This is a genomic window from Blastomonas sp. RAC04, from assembly GCF_001713435.1.
GTDB lineage: Bacteria > Pseudomonadota > Alphaproteobacteria > Sphingomonadales > Sphingomonadaceae > Blastomonas > Blastomonas fulva.
Map to the genome: position 1 here is coordinate 2978215 of NZ_CP016460.1, position 17584 is coordinate 2995798.

The 17584-nt window shown below is 66.0% G+C and carries 16 protein-coding genes; 6 read left to right on the plus strand and 10 right to left on the minus strand.

Annotation, left to right across the window (positions count from 1 at the left end):
* The first annotated feature begins 17 nt into the window (after window positions 1-17).
* From BSY18_RS14885 to BSY18_RS14910, 6 genes are read left to right on the plus strand one after another with little or no spacing between them, the layout of a single operon-like run.
* Entirely contained in the window at window positions 18-455 is a 438-nt protein-coding gene (locus BSY18_RS14885) for a CopG family ribbon-helix-helix protein (protein WP_369814856.1), read from the plus strand.
* Window positions 452-1276 (plus strand): urea amidolyase associated protein UAAP1, encoded by an 825-nt coding sequence (locus BSY18_RS14890; protein ID WP_069051030.1) that lies wholly within the window; start codon window positions 452-454, stop codon window positions 1274-1276. The genes BSY18_RS14885 and BSY18_RS14890 overlap by 4 nt, the downstream gene beginning before the upstream one ends.
* An 18-nt stretch (window positions 1277-1294) precedes the next feature.
* Window positions 1295-1930, plus strand: a complete 636-nt coding sequence (locus BSY18_RS14895; RefSeq protein WP_069051031.1) for an urea amidolyase associated protein UAAP2 — start codon at window positions 1295-1297, stop codon at window positions 1928-1930.
* A complete protein-coding gene (gene uca / locus BSY18_RS14900; protein WP_069051032.1) occupies window positions 1927-5520 on the plus strand; it encodes an urea carboxylase in 3594 nt (1197 codons plus the stop codon). The genes BSY18_RS14895 and uca overlap by 4 nt, the downstream gene beginning before the upstream one ends.
* Window positions 5517-7286: an allophanate hydrolase gene (gene atzF / locus BSY18_RS14905; protein ID WP_069051033.1), complete on the plus strand. Its 1770-nt coding sequence runs from the start codon at window positions 5517-5519 to the stop codon at window positions 7284-7286. The genes uca and atzF overlap by 4 nt, the downstream gene beginning before the upstream one ends.
* A gap of 44 nt (window positions 7287-7330) precedes the next feature.
* The gene (locus BSY18_RS14910; protein ID WP_442856561.1) at window positions 7331-8260 is read left to right on the plus strand and encodes a Vgb family protein; all 930 of its coding nucleotides are present in this window, start codon (window positions 7331-7333) and stop codon (window positions 8258-8260) included.
* 104 nt (window positions 8261-8364) lie between these two features.
* On the opposite strand, the gene BSY18_RS14915 is transcribed toward BSY18_RS14910, so the two are convergent.
* The 10 genes from BSY18_RS14915 to BSY18_RS14960 all read right to left on the minus strand — a co-directional run bounded on the left by BSY18_RS14915 (window position 8365) and on the right by BSY18_RS14960 (window position 17575).
* Complete coding sequence (locus BSY18_RS14915; protein ID WP_054135022.1) at window positions 8365-8712, minus strand: UrcA family protein; 348 nt, start codon at window positions 8710-8712, stop codon at window positions 8365-8367.
* Between the two features lie 126 nt (window positions 8713-8838).
* On the minus strand, window positions 8839-9195 hold the full coding sequence (locus tag BSY18_RS14920) for a hypothetical protein (RefSeq protein ID WP_069051034.1): 357 nt from the start codon (window positions 9193-9195) through the stop codon (window positions 8839-8841).
* A 17-nt stretch (window positions 9196-9212) separates the two neighbouring features.
* Complete coding sequence (locus tag BSY18_RS14925; RefSeq protein WP_054135020.1) at window positions 9213-10790, minus strand: tetratricopeptide repeat-containing sulfotransferase family protein; 1578 nt, start codon at window positions 10788-10790, stop codon at window positions 9213-9215.
* A complete protein-coding gene (locus tag BSY18_RS14930) occupies window positions 10787-11746 on the minus strand; it encodes a sterol desaturase family protein (protein ID WP_069051035.1) in 960 nt (319 codons plus the stop codon). Before BSY18_RS14930 ends, BSY18_RS14925 begins: the two co-directional genes overlap by 4 nt.
* A gap of 87 nt (window positions 11747-11833) precedes the next feature.
* Window positions 11834-12772 carry a LysR family transcriptional regulator gene (locus tag BSY18_RS14935; RefSeq protein WP_054135018.1) on the minus strand — a complete coding sequence of 313 codons (939 nt, stop codon included), beginning with the start codon at window positions 12770-12772 and terminating at the stop codon, window positions 11834-11836.
* 84 nt (window positions 12773-12856) lie between these two features.
* Window positions 12857-14350, minus strand: a complete 1494-nt coding sequence (locus BSY18_RS14940) for a hypothetical protein (RefSeq protein WP_069051036.1) — start codon at window positions 14348-14350, stop codon at window positions 12857-12859.
* Window positions 14340-14756: a GtrA family protein gene (locus BSY18_RS14945; protein WP_083231481.1), complete on the minus strand. Its 417-nt coding sequence runs from the start codon at window positions 14754-14756 to the stop codon at window positions 14340-14342. Before BSY18_RS14945 ends, BSY18_RS14940 begins: the two co-directional genes overlap by 11 nt.
* Window positions 14728-15462: a class I SAM-dependent methyltransferase gene (locus tag BSY18_RS14950; protein ID WP_069051038.1), complete on the minus strand. Its 735-nt coding sequence runs from the start codon at window positions 15460-15462 to the stop codon at window positions 14728-14730. The genes BSY18_RS14945 and BSY18_RS14950 overlap by 29 nt, the downstream gene beginning before the upstream one ends.
* Window positions 15463-15466: 4 nt before the next feature.
* Window positions 15467-16456 carry a glycosyltransferase family 2 protein gene (locus BSY18_RS14955; RefSeq protein WP_069051039.1) on the minus strand — a complete coding sequence of 330 codons (990 nt, stop codon included), beginning with the start codon at window positions 16454-16456 and terminating at the stop codon, window positions 15467-15469.
* 810 nt (window positions 16457-17266) lie between these two features.
* The gene (locus BSY18_RS14960; RefSeq protein WP_069051040.1) at window positions 17267-17575 is read right to left on the minus strand and encodes a hypothetical protein; all 309 of its coding nucleotides are present in this window, start codon (window positions 17573-17575) and stop codon (window positions 17267-17269) included.
* Window positions 17576-17584 lie beyond the last annotated feature (9 nt).

Below are 17584 nucleotides of genomic sequence, written 5' to 3' on the forward strand. Positions count from 1 at the left end.
GCCTTGCCCGGCTCTCGATGAGCCTGCCCGGCGAGCTGTTTCGGCAGCTCGACAACATGGTGGAGGAACGCGGCCTGCCGTCGCGCTCGCAGCTGATCGCCGAGCTGATCCGCCACGCGCTCGCCGAGCACGAGGCGTACACCCGCCCCGACGAGATGCTCGCGGGCACGATCACCATCGTCTATCGCGGCGACCGCGGCCGGGTGCGCCACCAGCTCGCGCAGACCCAGGCGGAATACCTCAAGGAGGTCATATCCTCGCAGCACGTCTTCCTCGAGGACGACCAGTCGCTCGAGGTGCTGCTGGTGCAGGGCCCAGCCGTGCGGTTGAAGGATCTGTGCGATGCGCTGCGCCGGGTGCGCGGGGTGCATCAGCTCCAGCTGGTCACCACCACTGCGTTGCTGCCGCCGCTCTATGAGCCCGATGCAAACCTTGCCGAAGGAGCCGCCGCATGAGCGCTGTCCTTGCCGATCCGAACGCAGCGCGCGAGCATGCCCGGTCCATGGCGGGCACCAGGGTCGAGGCGATGCCGCTGCTGCCGCCGGTCGCCGCCGACCTGCCCGAGGGCGTCTCGCCCGACGATCTGGTGTGGGAAGAGACGATTGCAGCAGGCGGCTATGCCACGCGGCGGCTGGCGCGCGGCACCCGGTTGCGGCTGATCGACACCGGGGGCGATGCCTGCGCCGCGCTGCAGCTGTTCAACGCCGAAATGCCGACCGAACGGCTCAATGTCGCCGACACCGTCAAGGTGCAGTGGAACGCCTATCTGGGCGCGGGCAAATTGCTGCTATCGGATATGGGCCGGGTGATGATGAGCATCCTCGAGGACGACGCGGGCACGCACGATGCGTTCTGCGGAACCTCGAACGCTGCCACTAATGCCGCGAAATACGGTGATGGCAGCAACAGCGGTCCGCATCCCAACGGCCGCGACCGCTTTCTGCTCGGCGCCGCCAAGCACGGGCTGCAGCGGCGCGATGTCCATCCGTGCATTACCCTATTCAAGGGCGCGAAGATCGCCGCCGACGGCGCGATTCTGCCCGAGATCGGCCCGTTCGCAGGCGGTCGCAGCGTGACCTTGCGCGCCGAGATGGAGGTGATCGTGGTCATCGCCAACGTGCCGCATGTGCTCGATCCGCGCGATGCCTACACCGTCACCCCGTTGCGCGCGACCGCCTGGCGTGGCCCGGTGACCACCGAAGACGACGCCATCCGCAATGCGACGCCCGAAGGCCAGCGCGCCTTCCTGAACGTCGAAGACTATTTCCGCCGCTGAAAGAAGGAGCCTGTTCCCATGAGCGTCGATCCCCATCTTGCCGGGCTCACCGGCCCGGTCGTCCATGACTGCATCGTGCCCGCGCGCGCGCCCTGGCTGCACCCCATCGCCGCCGGGCAGACGCTGCGCATCGTCGATCTGGAAGGCAACCAGGCGGTTGATTTCCTGCTCTACGCCACCGCCGATGATGCCGAACGCTACAGCGCGCAGGATACGGTGGCGGCGCAAGGCAATTTGTTCCTGCGGCAAGGCACCGTGCTGCGCTCCAACGAGGGCCGCGCGATGATGACCATCGCGGCCACCTCGGTCGAATATCACGACACCATCGGCGGCGCGTGCTCGTGCGAGTCCAACACGCTGCGTTATGGCCACCACACCAAGTCCGAACACGCCTGTGTCGAGAACTTCCTCAAGGCGAACCTGTCGGAAGGCCGCGGCAAGCGCGACATCGTCTCGAACATCAACTTCTTCATGAACGTGCCGGTGGAGGAAGACGGCGCGCTGGGCATCGTCGACGGCATCTCCGCCCCGGGGCTGACGGTCGATCTGCGCGCCGAAATGGACGTGACCGTGGTCGTCTCCAACTGCCCGCAGATCAACAACCCCTGCAACGGCTTCAACCCCACGCCCGTGCGCATGATCGTCACCGCATGAGCTTCGACACCGTCCTGATTGCCAACCGCGGCGCAATCGCCACGCGGATCATCCGCACATTGCGCAAGATGGGGCTGCGCTCGGTCGCGGTCTATTCGGAGGCCGACGAGGATTCGCTGCACGTCGCCCAGGCCGACGAGGCGGTGTGCATCGGTCCGGCGCGCGCGTCCGAAAGCTATCTCAACGTCGCCGCGATCCTCGAGGCTGCGCGCCGAACCGGCGCGGGCGCGATCCATCCGGGCTATGGCTTTCTCGCCGAGAACGCCGAGTTTGCCGAAGCCTGCGCGCAAGCGGGAATCGTGTTCATCGGCCCGACGCCTCAAAACATGCGCACCTTCGGGCTCAAGCACAGCGCGCGCGCACTCGCGGCTGCGCATGGCGTGCCTCTGGCGCCTGGCACCGATCTGCTCACCGACGAGGACGAGGCCGCGAGCGCCGCAGACTCAATCGGGTACCCGGTCATGCTCAAGGCGACTGCAGGCGGTGGCGGGATCGGAATGCGCATCTGCGAGGACGAGGCCGCGGTGCGCGAGGGCTTTGCTGCGGTCCAGCGCCAGGGGCTGGGCAATTTCGGTGATGCGGGCGTGTTCCTTGAACGCTATATCCGCCGCGCGCGGCATATCGAGGTGCAGATCTTCGGCGATGGCTCGGGCCATGTCGTCGCGCTGGGCGAGCGCGACTGCTCGCTGCAGCGGCGCAACCAGAAGGTGGTCGAGGAAGCTCCCGCGCCGCTGCTGCCAGCCGAGGTCCGCGCCGACCTGATCGCCGCCGCCATCCGGCTGGGCCAGGCCGCGAACTACCGCTCTGCAGGCACCGTCGAGTTCCTCTACGATTCCGAGCGCGAGCAGTTCTTCTTTCTCGAGATGAACACCCGGCTGCAGGTCGAGCACGGCGTCACCGAGGAGGTGATGGGGATCGATCTGGTCGAGTGGATGGTGCGCGGCGGCGCGGGCGATTTCGCGTTCCTGTCCGATGTGCCGAGCCAGCCCAAGGGCCATTCGGTGCAGGTGCGGCTCTATGCCGAGGACCCCGCGCACGATTACCGCCCGACATCGGGCACACTGACCGCGGTCGCGTTTCCCGCCGATATCCGCGCCGAAACCTGGGTCATGGCGGGCAGCACGGTCAGCGTCTGGTACGATCCGATGCTCGCCAAGCTGATCGTCCACGCCGATACGCGCGAATCGGCCGTCACTGCGATGCAGGCCGCGCTCGATGCGAGCCGCGTCGATGGCATCGAGAGCAACCTGCGCTGGCTGCGCGCTGTCGTGCGCTCGCCCGCCTTCGTCAGCGGCGAGGTCTCGACCCGCGCGCTCGATTCCATTGAATATCACCCGCGCAGCATCCAGGTGGTCAGCGGCGGCACCGCGACCACGGTGCAGGACTGGCCCGGACGCCAGCGTCTGTGGTCGGTCGGCGTCCCGCCCTCGGGCCCGATGGACGATCAGTCGTTCCGGCTGGGCAACCGCTTGCTCGGCAATCCGGAAGGCACCGCCGGGCTCGAGGTCACGATTTCGGGCCCGACTTTGACCTTCAACGCGCCCGCGCGCATCTGCCTGACCGGCGCGGATTTCGGCGCGACGCTCGATGGCGTGGCGGTTTCGCGCGGCGAGGCCCTGGACATCGCTGCAGGCCAGACTCTCGCGCTGGGGCGCGCCACGGGCGGCGGATTGCGCGGCTATATCCTGCTCGCCGGCGGGCTCGATATCGCGCCGTATCTTGGCAGCCGCAGCACCTTCGAGCTCGGCCAGTTCGGCGGCCACGCCGCGCGCCGCCTGCTCGCGGGCGATACGCTGCATCTGGGCGATGAGCCGACTGGCACGCCCCTGCCCCGCGCAGCCATGCCCGCGCTTCCCGGCGAATGGACGCTGCGCGTGCTTTATGGCCCGCACGGTGCACCCGATTTCTTCACCGATGACGACATCGACACCTTCGTCGCGGCGCAGTGGCAGGTGCACTACAACTCAAATCGCACCGGGGTGCGGCTGATCGGCCCCAAGCCGGTCTGGGCACGCAAGGATGGCGGCGAGGCGGGGCTGCACCCCTCGAACATCCACGACAACCCTTATGCCATCGGCGCGGTCGATTTCACCGGCGACATGCCGATCATCCTCGGCCCGGATGGCCCGTCATTGGGCGGTTTCGTCTGCCCGTTCGTGGTGATCGCGGCGGACCGCTGGAAGATCGGCCAGCTTGCGCCCGGCGACACCCTGCGCTTCGTTCCGGTCAACGCGCACGATGCGTTTGCAGCCGACAGCCTGCAGCGGCGTCTGCTCGCCACCGGCGACGGATGCGAGCTTGGCCCCGCACGGCCTATTGCGACGCTGTCGCCCATCCTGGGAATGATCCCGCAAGGCCCGCAGCGCCCGCGCACCGTCTATCGCCAGCAGGGCGACCGCAATATTCTGGTCGAATACGGCCCGATCGTGCTCGATATCGAGCTGCGTATCCGCGTGCAGGCGCTGATGACCGAGCTCGAGCGGATGGCGCTGCCCGGCGTGATCGATATCGTGCCGGGCATCCGCTCGCTGCAGTTCCATTTCGATGGCGCGACGATGACCCAGGGCATGGCTCTGGCCGCCTTGATGGGCGCGGAGGAACGGCTGGGGGACCTCGAGGATTTCACCATCCCCTCGCGCATCGTCCACCTGCCGCTGAGCTGGCGCGACCCTGCGACCGTCGAGACGATCGAGAAGTACATGGGCGCGGTGCGCGACGATGCGCCGTGGTGCCCCGACAACATCGAGTTCATCCGCCGGATCAACGGCCTGCCAGATGCGGCGGCGGTGGAGAACCTGATCTTCGAGGCGAACTATCTCGTACTGGGCCTGGGCGACGTCTATCTCGGCGCGCCGGTCGCAACGCCGGTCGATCCGCGCCACCGGCTGGTCACCACCAAGTACAACCCCGCGCGCACCTGGACCCCGCCCAATGTCGTGGGCATCGGCGGCGCGTATATGTGCATCTATGGCATGGAAGGCCCCGGCGGCTATCAGCTGTTCGGGCGGACGCTGCAGGTGTGGAACACCTATCGCCAGACCGACGCGTTCATCGAAGGCAAGCCCTGGCTGCTGCGCTTCTTCGACCAGATCCGCTTCTATCCGGTCAGCGCCGATGAGCTCACCGAATGGCGGCGCGACTTCCCGACGGGAAGGCGCTCGATCCGCATCGAGCCATCCGAGTTCCGGCTGGCCGACTATCGCGCATTCCTCGCCGACAATGCCGATGCGATCTCGGCCTTCGAGCAAACCCGCCAGGCCGCGTTCGACGAGGAGCGCGCCGACTGGCAGCGCCGCGGCGAGTTCGACCGCGCCGATCCTGCCGAGGCCGAGACGGTCGCGGCGGGCGCGGTCGAGGTTCCCGAGGGCGCCGATGTCATCGAGGCCCCGTTCGGCGGCAGCGTGTGGAAGATGCTGGTCGCGGTGGGCGATACCGTCGAGGCGGGGGATGCGATCGCGATCATCGAGGCGATGAAGATGGAATGCCGCGTCGACAGCCCCGGCGCAGGCACCATCAGCGCGCTGTATGCGCAGGAACGCCAGTCGGTGCAGCCCGGCGCGCCGATCCTCGCGCTGACGAGGCACGCATGAGCGCGCCGGGTCGCCACAGCGCGAGCACGATCGCGCAGGCGGTCGCCAGCGGTGCGACAAGCGCGGTCGCCATTGCCGAGGAAACGCTGGCGCGGCTCGATGCCTATGACAGCATCCAGCCGCAGATCTGGATCAGCCGCGCATCGCCCGAGGCGCTGATTGAGGCGGCGCGCGGAATCGATGCGCGGGTCGCGGCGGGCGAAACATTGCCGCTCGCGGGCGTGCCGTTCGCGGTGAAGGACAATATCGACGTCGCCGGGTTCGAGACGACCGCGGCGTGTCCGGCCTTCGCGTACCAGCCGGACGCCTCTGCCACGGTCGTCGAGCGGCTGCTGGCGGCGGGCGCCTTGTGCGTCGGCAAGACCAATCTCGACCAGTTCGCCACCGGTCTCAACGGCACGCGCAGCCCTTATGGTAGCCCACGCAACGCCTACAACCTTGCCTATGTCAGCGGCGGATCGAGCTCTGGCTCGTCGAGCGCGGTCGCCGCCGGGCTGGTCGCTTTCGCGCTGGGGACCGATACAGCAGGGTCAGGCCGCGTGCCGGCAGCGTTCCAGCACCTGATCGGGTTCAAGCCCAGCAAGGGCCGGTGGAGCAACCGGGGCGTGGTCCCTGCCTGCCGCACGCTCGATTGCGTCACGGTGTTTACCGACGACACGACCGATGCCCGGCTGATCGACGGCGTGGTCGCGGGATTTGATGCAGCCGATGCCTGGTCCAAGGCGCTCGCCGACCGCCCGATTGCGCGCAAGACCATCGGCGTGCCGCGCCGCGACCAGCGCGTGTTCTTCGGCGATCCGGAATCCGAATATCTCTACGATCGCGCGCTGGCCAGGCTTTCCGTGCTCGGCGACATCGTCGAGATCGACTACGCCCCGCTGCAGGAGGCCGCGCAATTGCTCTACAGCGGGCCCTGGGTCGCCGAGCGCACTGCGGCGATGGAGAGCATCCTCGCCAGCAACCCGCAAGCGATCGATTCCACCGTGCGCGAGATCGTCTCGGTCGGGCTGGAAACGCGCGCGGTCGATCTGTTTAACGGCATTTACCGTCTCGCCGAATTGAAGCGCCACGCCAACACGCTGTGGGAGAGCATCGACCTGATGGCCTTCCCCACCACCGGCACAACCTACCGCGTCGCCGAACTCGCCGCCGCGCCGATCGCGCTCAACAGCGCGCTGGGGTTCTATACCAATTTCGTCAACCTGCTCGATATGGCAGCATTAGCCATTCCGGCGGGCACCCGGGCCAACGCCACCGGCTTCGGCATAACGCTGATCGGCCCGGCGGACACCGACCGCGCGCTGCTTGATGTCGCCGACGCCTATCTTTCCATCGCCGATCTTCCCCCACCACCCCCGCTCGATCTGGAGGGCAAAATGCAGACCGTGAAACTCGCCGTCGTTGGCGCGCACTTGAAAGACATGCCGCTGCACTGGCAGCTGACCTCGCGCGACGCGACCTTCGTCGGCGCGTTTCAGACCGCGCCCGAATACCGGCTCTATGCCATCGCCAACAGCACCCCGCCCAAGCCCGCTTTGGTGCACAGCCCCGACGGCGCGGGAATCGCGGTCGAGGTCTACGAGCTGGGCATCGCCGAATTCGGCAGCTTCGTGGTCGAGGTTCCCCCGCCGCTCGCGATCGGCACGGTGACATTGGCCGACGGCACTTCAATCAAGGGCTTCGTGGCCGAACCGCGCGCGATGACCGGGGCGCAGGACATCACCCATCTGGGCGGATGGCGGGCGTATATCGCGCAAATGACCTGATTTTTTCCGGCAACTCGAAAGGGCAAACGATGCAGAAACTTCGCATGACGGCCGCAGCACTCGCAGCGGGGATTTCCGCCCTCTCACCTGTGGCACAGGCGCACCCCGAGCAGGTGATCGACGTGCCTGGCTTTGCCGATTTCCTCGTGGTCGATGGCGACAGCGTCTGGGCGACCAACGATGGCCGTGTCGAACGCTGGTCGCGCAAGGGCAAGATCGCAGGCGTTGCCATGTCCAAGCCCTGCGGCGCGATGGCGATCCTGGACGGCTCGCTGTGGGTGGCCGACTGCAAGGAGAAGGCGCTGGTCCGGATCGAAACGCAGACCGCACAGAAGGTCGCGACAATTCCGACCGGCCTTGCCAGCACGGGCGAATTGAATGTGGTCGCAGGCGCAGGATCGATCTGGGTGGCGAGCGATAATGTCGCGGGCAAGGTTGCGCGCGTCGACCCCGCCACCAACACCGTCATCGCCAGCATCACCGTCAGCCCGGGAACCTGGTATCTCACCTATGGCTTCGGCGCGGTATGGGCGGTGAGCAGCGAGAGCAAGACAGTCCAGCGCATTGATCCTGCCACCAACACGGTCACCAAGACGACTACGCTGGGCAATATCCCCGGCTTTCTGACCGCGGGCGAAGGTGCGGTGTGGGTGCAGGAACAGGGCGACGGCACGGTGGCGAAGATCGACCCCGAGACCGGCGCGGTGCTGGGCCGGGTCAAGGTCGGCGCGGTGCTCAAATATGGCGATATCGATACCGGCGCCGGGATGGTGTGGCTGCGCACCACCGAGGACCAGACCTTCGTCGCGATCGACCCGAAAACACTCGAGGTCGTCGCCAGGCTGGGCGAGGCGGAGGGCAGCGGCGCGCTGCGCTATGTGTCGTCCGGGACCAGCACCGGCCTTTGGACATCGGCGCACGACGTGCACACGCTGACCTGGTGGCCCGAGCCGATCCTCACGCCAAAGCCCTGAAACGCAAAGCCTTGAATCGCAAGGCCTGAAACGCAAGGTCTGCAACGGGTACCCTCGCCCATCCGCGACCGGGTGCTCCCGGCCGCGGAACGGGCAGGAAAGGATCAGCGCAACGCTGCGACCTGGGTGGCCGAGGTGCTCGCGCGGGCAAGCCGGGCTTCGATCTGCGCGCGGACATCGGCGGCCACCGACACGCGGCATTCGCGAGTCTTGGCCTCTGCTGCGAGATGGACATTGGCGAGACGCTCGCCGCACACCGCGCGCGCGGCCTGATCGACACGGATCGCGAGACGCTGCTGGCCATCGGCGGTCGACAGATCAAGCCCCTGCAGGTTGAGGATCGCCTTGTCCTTGGCGAAGGGGTTTTCGGATGCGGTGTTTTCGGATGCGACAGCGGCGCCAGCCGAAAGCGCGAAGGCAAAGGTGGCGAGTGCCACAAGGCCGGTTTTCATGGTTCATCTCCTTGCGAGTGACAGATACGGCTCTGCGGCCGCTGGCGCACTGTATAGCGCCACGCAAGGAAACTTTCAATATAGTGCGCAGATTTGTTCTTTTATTACTTTGCGCTGACCCCGTTATTACTTCACCCGAACCACCAGCATCGCCAGATCGCGCTTAGGCGCCAGCATCCCTATGGGCAGCGGAGCCTCTTGCGCGACATCTGCGACCGCCACCGAAATGCTCTGCGCATGCGGCGGTGACCACGCGCGCACGGTGCTCACCGGAACCCGAACCCGCCAGTGGCGCGCGCCCTGCGTCTCGACCTCATGGCCGTTGATGCGGATCTGCGCAGTCGCATCGTCGCGTCGCCCCGTGACCTGCAGGCAGCTTTGCGCGCCGCATGCAACCAGCCGGGTGGCAGGCCCGTGCCCGGCCAGCGCGGGGGCGGATATCGCCAGCAACGGGCTCAGCGCAAGCAGGGCAAATCGGGTCATAAGCGGGGTGCTCCGTGTCATTCGGTGGCGATGCCGTGCTGTTCGAAAAAGGCGCGGACGGGCTCCAGCACCTCGGCATGCCGCTTCCAGCGGGCGACCGAGTCGGAGTAGATCGGGCGGCGGACCTGCGCGGCGCTGGGGGTCGAGACGGGCGCTGCGTTCTCGTGAAAGCTGAGGCAGCGCTCGGACCAGTCGAGCCCGGCATGCTCGATCAGGCGGCGGGTCTGTCCCTGCTGATCGGCGATGAGGTCCTCATACGCGACTTCGAGCACCCGCCCGGGCATCTCGCGCGCCCACAGCGCCATCAGCCGGTCGAAGCGGACATAATAGGCCGCGATATCGAGCAGGTCGTAGCTGTAGTCGTAGTAACGCGAGCTGATCGCGAACAGGTTGCGGAAGTTGGCAAGCACCGTGTCCATCGGGTTGCGGCGCAGGCAGATGATCCGGGCCTCGGGAAGCGCGCGCGCGATGAAGCCGGCATACTGGAAATTGCCCGGAAACTTGTCGGTGAAACGCAGCGACGGGTCGCGGCGGTGATGCCGCGCGCGCTTGAGATAATCGTGCCCGATCCGACCCATGTCGGCCCGCGAAGCGGCCGCGATGGTCTCGGCGTCCAGAACGGTCCGGCTGCGCGTCGCCGCTGCCATCTTCACCGCCAGCGGCATCGCCTGGAGTTCGCCTGCGCTTTCCACGCCGGGGTGCGAGGAGACGATGCGGTCGACCAGCGTGGTGCCGGTGCGCGGCATGCCGATGATGAAGATCGGTGCCTCGCGCGAGAGCGCGGCGGCAGGCGCGGCGCGCACCGCCGGCCAGTGCGCCTCGATCGCATCGAACGCGGCGGCGTCGCGCGCGAAACTGTAATCGAGCGTGCGGCGGTGCTCGTCATTGGCCGCGCACAGCATGTCGAGCGCCTGGTCAGGCTCGCCAATATCCTCGAGCTCCTTGGCCAGCGCATAGCCCAGCAGCAGCCGGTCGCGGCCGTCTCGCGCCTGGGCATGGATCCGGCCCAGCCGCGCAACATGATTGGCCCCGGCGCTTTGCTTGCGCAGGCTGGAGAGCAGGTGGTGCGCGCGGGCATGGCCGGGCACCATCGCGATCAGCGCTTCCAGCGCCGCGTCGGCGGCATCCACCCGGCCCAGAAAGTTGAGCGTGACTGCATGGTTGTAGCGATATTCGCTGTTGCCCGGCTCCAGCGCGACGGCATGGGCAAAGTGCACCAGCGCTGCGGCATGATCCCCCAGCCTTGCATAGACGCAGCCCATGGTATCGCGGCTGAGCGCGTCTTCGGGCGGCGCCTTTTCCGCCGCACGCAGGGTGGCCGCCGCATCGCCGTCACGCCGCACCAGGCAGAACAATTTGGCGAGCTGTGCGCAATATTCGCCGCGTGGGTCGAGCGCCACCGCGCGGTCGAGATGCAGCACCCCCGCCTGGATCCGGCCCTGGCTCGATTCGACCACACCCAGCAGGAAATGCGCCTCGGCATCGCCGGGGCTGTCCGCCAGCAGCGCGCTCGCCAGCGCGTGGGTTGCCTGCAGGTCTCCCTTCGCCAGCGCCTGGCGCGCCGCATCGATCCGCCGGGAGCGCGTGACGATCATGCCGCGGCAGCGCCTCCCGTGCCAGCTTCATCCTGCCCGGACGGGCTGCGCGCCGCCCCGGTCGGCGTCCCGCGCCGCGCCTTGATCCGGTCGATCAGCGGCTGGAACGGAAAGATCGTCTGCTCCCAGATCGAGAGCCGCCTGCGATCATCCTGCCCCACCAGAACCCCTTCGCCCTCACGATAGGTGCCGAAGATGCGATCGAGCAGGATCAGCGAATTGCCGTAGTTGCAGCGGGTGTTTTCGTAATCGGTCGAATGATGCAGGCTGTGATGGCGGATGGTGGTGAAGACGTAAGAATACCAGATCGGCGGGTTGGACTTCACATTGGCGTGCGCGAAGGTCGCGATGACGTTGAGCGTGTTGAGCCCCGCAAACAGCGCGGTCATTTCGAAGTCGAACAGCGCCAGCACGCTCAGGCTGATCAGGAACAGCTCGATCGGGTTGCCTACCGCACCCTTTGCGGCATTGAGCTGGGTGATGTGGTGGTGCGGCGCGTGGGTCAGCCAGAACGGCGTCGAATTGTGCATCAACCGGTGCATCCAGTACTGGCCGAACTCCAGGATGACGATGACCATCATCACCTGCACCAGCCAGGGCACCTGCGCCATCCAGGTGGTGGATATCCCCAAAGCGGTCTTGGCCGCGAGCAGCGGGTCCTCGGCCAGTGTCTTGCTCAGCCAGGCGATCACCGTCGCGCTCAGCACCACGTAGAACAGGTCGGTGAAGAATTCCTGGGCATTCATCCGCCAGCCGCTGTGCCGCTCGTGCACGAACTCAAGCAGCAGAACGATCACCGTGATCGCCGAAGAGGTGATGATCAGCGTCCACGGATTGCCGGTCACCGCCTTGGGCGCATAGGCCCAGAACAGCAGCACCAGCGCGATCATGAAAGGCGGGACAAGGTTGAAAACCCGGTCCTTCAGGGTTTCAGAGGGGGTGACGATCGATGACATGCCGCAGCTCCGTTGTGGCGGAGAAGTCTGCGCTGCAGTGCATCATAAGGGCAGGGGCAAATCCTGAATGAAAGACATAGATACGATCTATGCCCGGCGCAGCGCCCTTACCCTGCGAAAGACCTCGTCCCAGAACAGTTGCGTCGCGGTGTCGCGCGCAGGATCGGTGCGTGCGAGCAGATAGATGTCATAGCTGGGCTCGACATCGGCATGCAGCAGTGGCCACAGCCTGCCTTTGGCCACCTCGCCTTCGGCCGCCAGGATCGGCAGGAACCCGATGCCGACGCCCAGGGTGATCATGCGCTTGGCCTCGTTGATATCCTCGGCCAGTCCGCTTGCGCGCGTGCCCAGCCGGTTGCGGCGGCGCAGATGGGTGATCAACTCGATCTCGTCCTCGCCGGTGAGCACGAAGCGCTCGTCCTTCAGGTCGCTCAGTCGGCTGACGCGATGCCCGAAATAGGGGCTGCTGCGCGAGCAATAGAGCTGCTGCCGCTCGACCAGCAAGGGCTCGTACATCAGGCTGCCGCGCACCGAGCTGTCATAGCTCACCCCGATCTCGACCTCGCCCTGTTCGAGCGCGTCGAGCACCTGCCGCCAGGGCGACACCCGGATCTCGATATGGATATCGGGGTTGCGCCGGTGGAAGCTGGCGATCGCCTCGTCGAATTCGGGCGAGACCAGCCCCGAGACGATCTGGATGCGGACGAACCCTTCTACCCGCTTGGTCGCCTGCGCGATCTGGTGCGGCATCATCCGCGCCGATTCGAGCATGTCCTCGCACAAGGCCAGCATCGCCTTGCCCGCGGTGGTCATCTCCACCCCGGTGGCGGTGCGGTGCAGCAGCGTGGTGCCGACATGCTCCTCGAGCCGCTTGAGCGCCGCGCTGATGCTGGGCTGCTGGCGGTTGAGCGTGCGCGCTGCCGCACCGATTCCGCCCGCGCGGACGATGTCGACAAAGGTACGCATCAGGTTCCAGTCCACCCGGCTGGCGAATTTCTTGTCGATCAGCGGAATGCGGTCGCTCATTTCGGTGATTCCCCCCGGAATTGGTGTCGCCGAGGCCGAGCATAGATGAAATCGATGGGATTCCAACAATGTGCTGTTATACCGCTATGCCCCGCAGATCCTCGCCCACACCCCATAGCCGCGGCGGCTGCCGATCCGCGCATAGCATGACCATGCCGCAACAAAGCGCGCATCCTGGCGAAGGAAGGCGAGATAGTCGAAAGGCTCGCCGCCGAAGAACAATTTGCGCCGGTTTTCGTCGATGAACACCCGCTCGGGCCGGTAGGCGATCAGGTCATCGACCATATTGCCGCGTGCCTGGTCGAGCACCTCGGCAAGCTCGCGGCACACCTGCCCGGCACAGTCGCCGCGCTGCAGCCGAATATGCGCGCCGGGCACCAGCCAGTGCGCGGGATAGCGGCTTGCCCAGCGGGCGGAGGTCCGGTTGACCAGCGGGAAGCCCGCCGCCACATCCGCGCTCAGCACCGCGATCCGCATCCCGGGCTCGGGAACGAACGCGGCGAGATCGTCCGCCAGCGGATTGCGATAGGGGCCACGGGCGATCTGGTTGCCGAGCGCCAGCAGCACGACCGCGCCGAGCAGCACCGCGAGCAGGCGATCATTGCTCCGCCAGGCCCGGCGCTGCGGAACGATCCACGCCACCACCAGCAGCAACAGCGCGGCAAGCGGCAGCACGTGATAATCCCAGCCCTTGTTCTGGATGACATAGCAGGCCAAGGCACCCGCCGCGCCGCCAAGCAGCGCGGTCAGCACCGGATCGAGCACGCTGCGGTGGCGCAGCGCGATCCATGTGGCGATCAGCACGGCGCCGATCTCCGGCCGCAGCCACAAGGCGAGCGGATGGCCGTCATAGGCGGCATAGACCAGCCGCGCGGGCGGCACGATTTCGCTGAGATAGGCGGGGTGGACCAGCACGATCAGGCCGACATAACTCAACAAAGCGATGCCAATCACCAGATTGGGCAGGTCGAACAGCCGCTGCCATTGCCGGTCGCGCGCCAGCCTGGCGAGGATGATCCCTGCGGGGACCAGCAGGAAATAGGGCTTGAGCATCAGCCCCAGCGCCGCGGCGAGCGCGATCGCAATCCGCTCTGCAGGAGTGCAACGGGGCCCCTGATCGCCCAGCGCCAGCACCAGCAGATAGGGCATCGCCAGCATCAGCATCAGATGCTCGCGCTGGCCGAACTCGGCGATCGGCAGCACGAAAAACGTCGCCAGCACCGCTGCAAACAGCATCGTCCGCTGCGCCCCGGCCAGCGCCGAGCGCGCGAGCAGACGGATGATCCAGGCCGCAGACAATGCGCCGATGACAATGCAATAGGCAGCATAGGCCTGGCTCGCAGTCAGCGGGAGAATGCGCAAGAGCAGCACGGCTGGCGCAGTCAGATAGAAGCTCAGCGGCGGATTGATCTCGACGATATCGCGGTAGAGTTGCGCGCCATCGAGCCACATTCCGGTCGCCACCAGATACCAGCTGGCATCATGGTTCAGCGCGAAACGGGGATAGGCGAGCAACGCGGCCAGCACGATGATCGCGAGCGCGAACCACTGCAGGCGGGTCGAAGCGTCAGTGCGCATCCGGCACCGCCGCGAATGCCCACAGCTTGGCGAGCAGGAAGGTCGCAGGCGGAACGACCAGCACCACCAGCAGCAGATAGACCCACAGCGCCAGGCCCAGTCGCTCGACGCAAAGGAGGATGAGGCTGCTCACCACCAGGCTGAACAGGCTGACCAGGCCATAGCGGCGCGCGCTGCTCGCCCAGCCGCGGTTGGTGCGGAAGGTCAGCCGGGCATTGCCGAGGAACGAGACGCCGAAAGCGCCTGTGGCCCCAAGCAGATTGGCGAGATAGGGGTCAGTCCCCGCCCGGATCATGGCCCAGGCGATCAGCACATGGGTGAGCGTCGCTGCGATCCCCACCGCGCCGAACGAGAGCAGCTCGCGCAGCCAGGCCATGTCACTGTCGCGCAGGGCGCGCGACCGCATAGAGCGACAGGCCGATGGGCAGGCCGATCCGCCCGACCAGATGCCTTTCCAGCCGGAAGACACCGCCGAGCAGCCGGTTGAGCCAGGGCCCTGGCATGGTGTCCGGCTTGCCCGCAGCCCGGGTCAGCCGCGCGGCGAGCCGCTGCGCCATCGCCAGCGGAAACAGCAGGCCGTTGAAATAGCCGATGCTGGCAGGCGCATAGCCTGCCTCGCGCAGCAGCCGGTCCAGCCCCGCGCGGGTATAGCGCCGGTGGTGATGATGGATTGCGTCATGCGCCGACCACAGCCAGGGCAGCGCGGGCACGGTGATCAGGATGCTGCCATCGACCCCCAGCCGCTGGCGCAGCGCGACGAGCGCGCCATGGTCGTCCTCGACATGCTCGAGCACGTCGAGCATCGCGATCAGGTCGAACCGCTCGCCCTCGAACCCGATCCGGTCGGGCAGCAGCCCCGGCGCCACCTGGCGTGGTGCACGAAGCGAGGCATAGGCGCGCGCGTCGTCATCGAGCTCGAACGCGTCGATGTCACCGAACTGGGCCAGCATGGCGAGGTTGCCGCCATAGCCGCAGCCGGCCTCGAGGATCCTGGGCCGCTCGGGCAGGCGCGCGAAGGTGCGGATCAGCCGCGCGACGATTGCCCGGCGCCCGACAAACCACCAGTGCCGGTCCTGCAGGTCGCGCAGCGAGTGATAGGCAGCAGCTTCCACCGGATCAGAACCCGACCTTGTCGGCAACGATGTACAGCGGGCGGCCGCGCACCTGCTTGGCGATGCGGCCGATATATTCGCCCATCAGCCCCAGGCTGAGCAGGTTGAGCCCGCCCAGCATCAGCACCGCCGCCATCAGCGAGGCATAGCCGGGCGTATCGACACCGAACAGCACGGTGCGGATCACCAGAAATCCGGCATAGCCAAAGGCGAGCAGCGAGATGACGCTGCCCAGGATCGTCCAGATGCGCAGCGGGAAGGTGGTCGATGCCACGATGCCGTCAATCGCCAGCGCGAGCAGCTTGGAGAATTTCCATTTGGTGTCGCCCACCGCGCGCTGCGGTCGGACATAGTCCAGCGTCTCGGTGCGAAAACCGATCCACGAGAACAGCCCCTTGTTGAAGCGGCTGTGCTCGGTCATCTCGTTGAGCGCATCCACCGCGGCGCGGTCGAACAGCCGGAAGTCGCCGACATCCTCGGCGATCGGATGGTCGGCGAGCGAATTGATCGCCTTGTAGAACAGCTGCGCGCTCGAGCGCTTGAACATGGTGTCGCTGCTGCGGTCGCAGCGGCGGGCGTTGACCACCTGCACGCCCGATTGCCAGCGATCGATCATCGGGCGCAGCAGTTCGGGCGGGTCCTGCAGATCGACGTCCATCGGCACCACCGCATCGCCGCGCGACGCCTTCAGGCCGGCGCTGAGCGCGGCCTCCTTGCCGAAATTGCGCGACAGCTGGACCAGCTTAACCCGCTTGTCGCCGGCGCACAGCCCGCGCAGCACGGCGGCCGTGGCATCGGTGCTGCCATCGTCGACGAAGATGATCTCGAGCCGTGGACGGTCTTCGAGCACCGGCCACTGGCTCTGGACCATGCCGTCGATCGCCTGGACGAAGGGGATGACCGCGTCCTGCTCGTTGAGCACCGGAACGATCAGCGACACCAGCGGCCGCGTCACCGCCTCGGGCGCCGCCTCGAAGGTCAGCCCCTCGATCATGTCGCGATCCCGCACGGGGCAGCACCGCCGGAAGACGCGGCCCTGCAAGGGTATTGCTGGCTCATCAACGCCATGGGTGGTCCGCCGTTCTGGTCTGGTGCCAGGCTAGATAAGCGGATCATGGTTACCGAAAGGTAAAAATGCAGCCTTTGTGCCGCGTTCACGCCAGAATGGCGGGCATCGCCGGACCGCCTTGGGGCCGCACCTATTTGCGGCGGTAGCGGAAGTACCACATTTAATTTATTCAATCAAGCAATGATATGATTTAACAACGAAAACCTTTAATGGAAATAGTGCCGTCACTCTCATGCAATCACCGGGCAATCACCATTTAGACAGGCTCTAGACTCATATTTTCATCACTAAAAAATGTAGATTTTTCCTCAATTATTTATATCGATCTGAGTAGATTTAACTGACTTGGTTGCCGACTTCAATTGCATTGAAAGCGCCTTGACAGCGCATGCCTTACCAAGCGCTGGGGAGCTGCCTCATTGGTGTTTTGCACTCGCATCAACGGCACGGCTGACGCTTCTGAGTTTCCGCTCGTTAGCGTTTCTGGCACATTTATTGATCGATTTATTGTTTTCCTCCCACAGCACCGCCGTAGCCCGAATCGTCGCCCACCGATCCGGCTTGGCTACCGATAGCAGCCGCTCTCCTGCCCTCCAGCCGTTCTGTGCAACGCATGCATTACCCGCTGCTCAGGTCAAGGCAGCCTTCAGGCGCAGCCCAGTCGGTCGGCAGCGGGATTGCAAAACCATCTATCAGCTCTGGTATCAGCGCGAGACCGGCAGTCCCGACAAGAAACTAGTTTTGCTGCTGAACCGCCCCCACCGAGGCCATCCCACTATTGAAATCCCCGACAGCATTTTGCATATCCTTACGGATATTGCTTATCGCCGCATCGGTTTCGTGGCGAACTCGTCGCCCCGAAGCCGCTATCGCCCCGCGCATGCCCTCACAGCTCTCATGAATCAGCGCCAGGTCCGCACTGTAATCGCGCGCCAGCAAATTCTGCTGGGGCTCGGCAAAACCATCGACCGCAGCCGTGACGCCCGCCAGCGCCTGCTCCAACAGCAATTCGTCAGCGGAAGGATCAAGATCAGCATCGTCCATACCACAAGC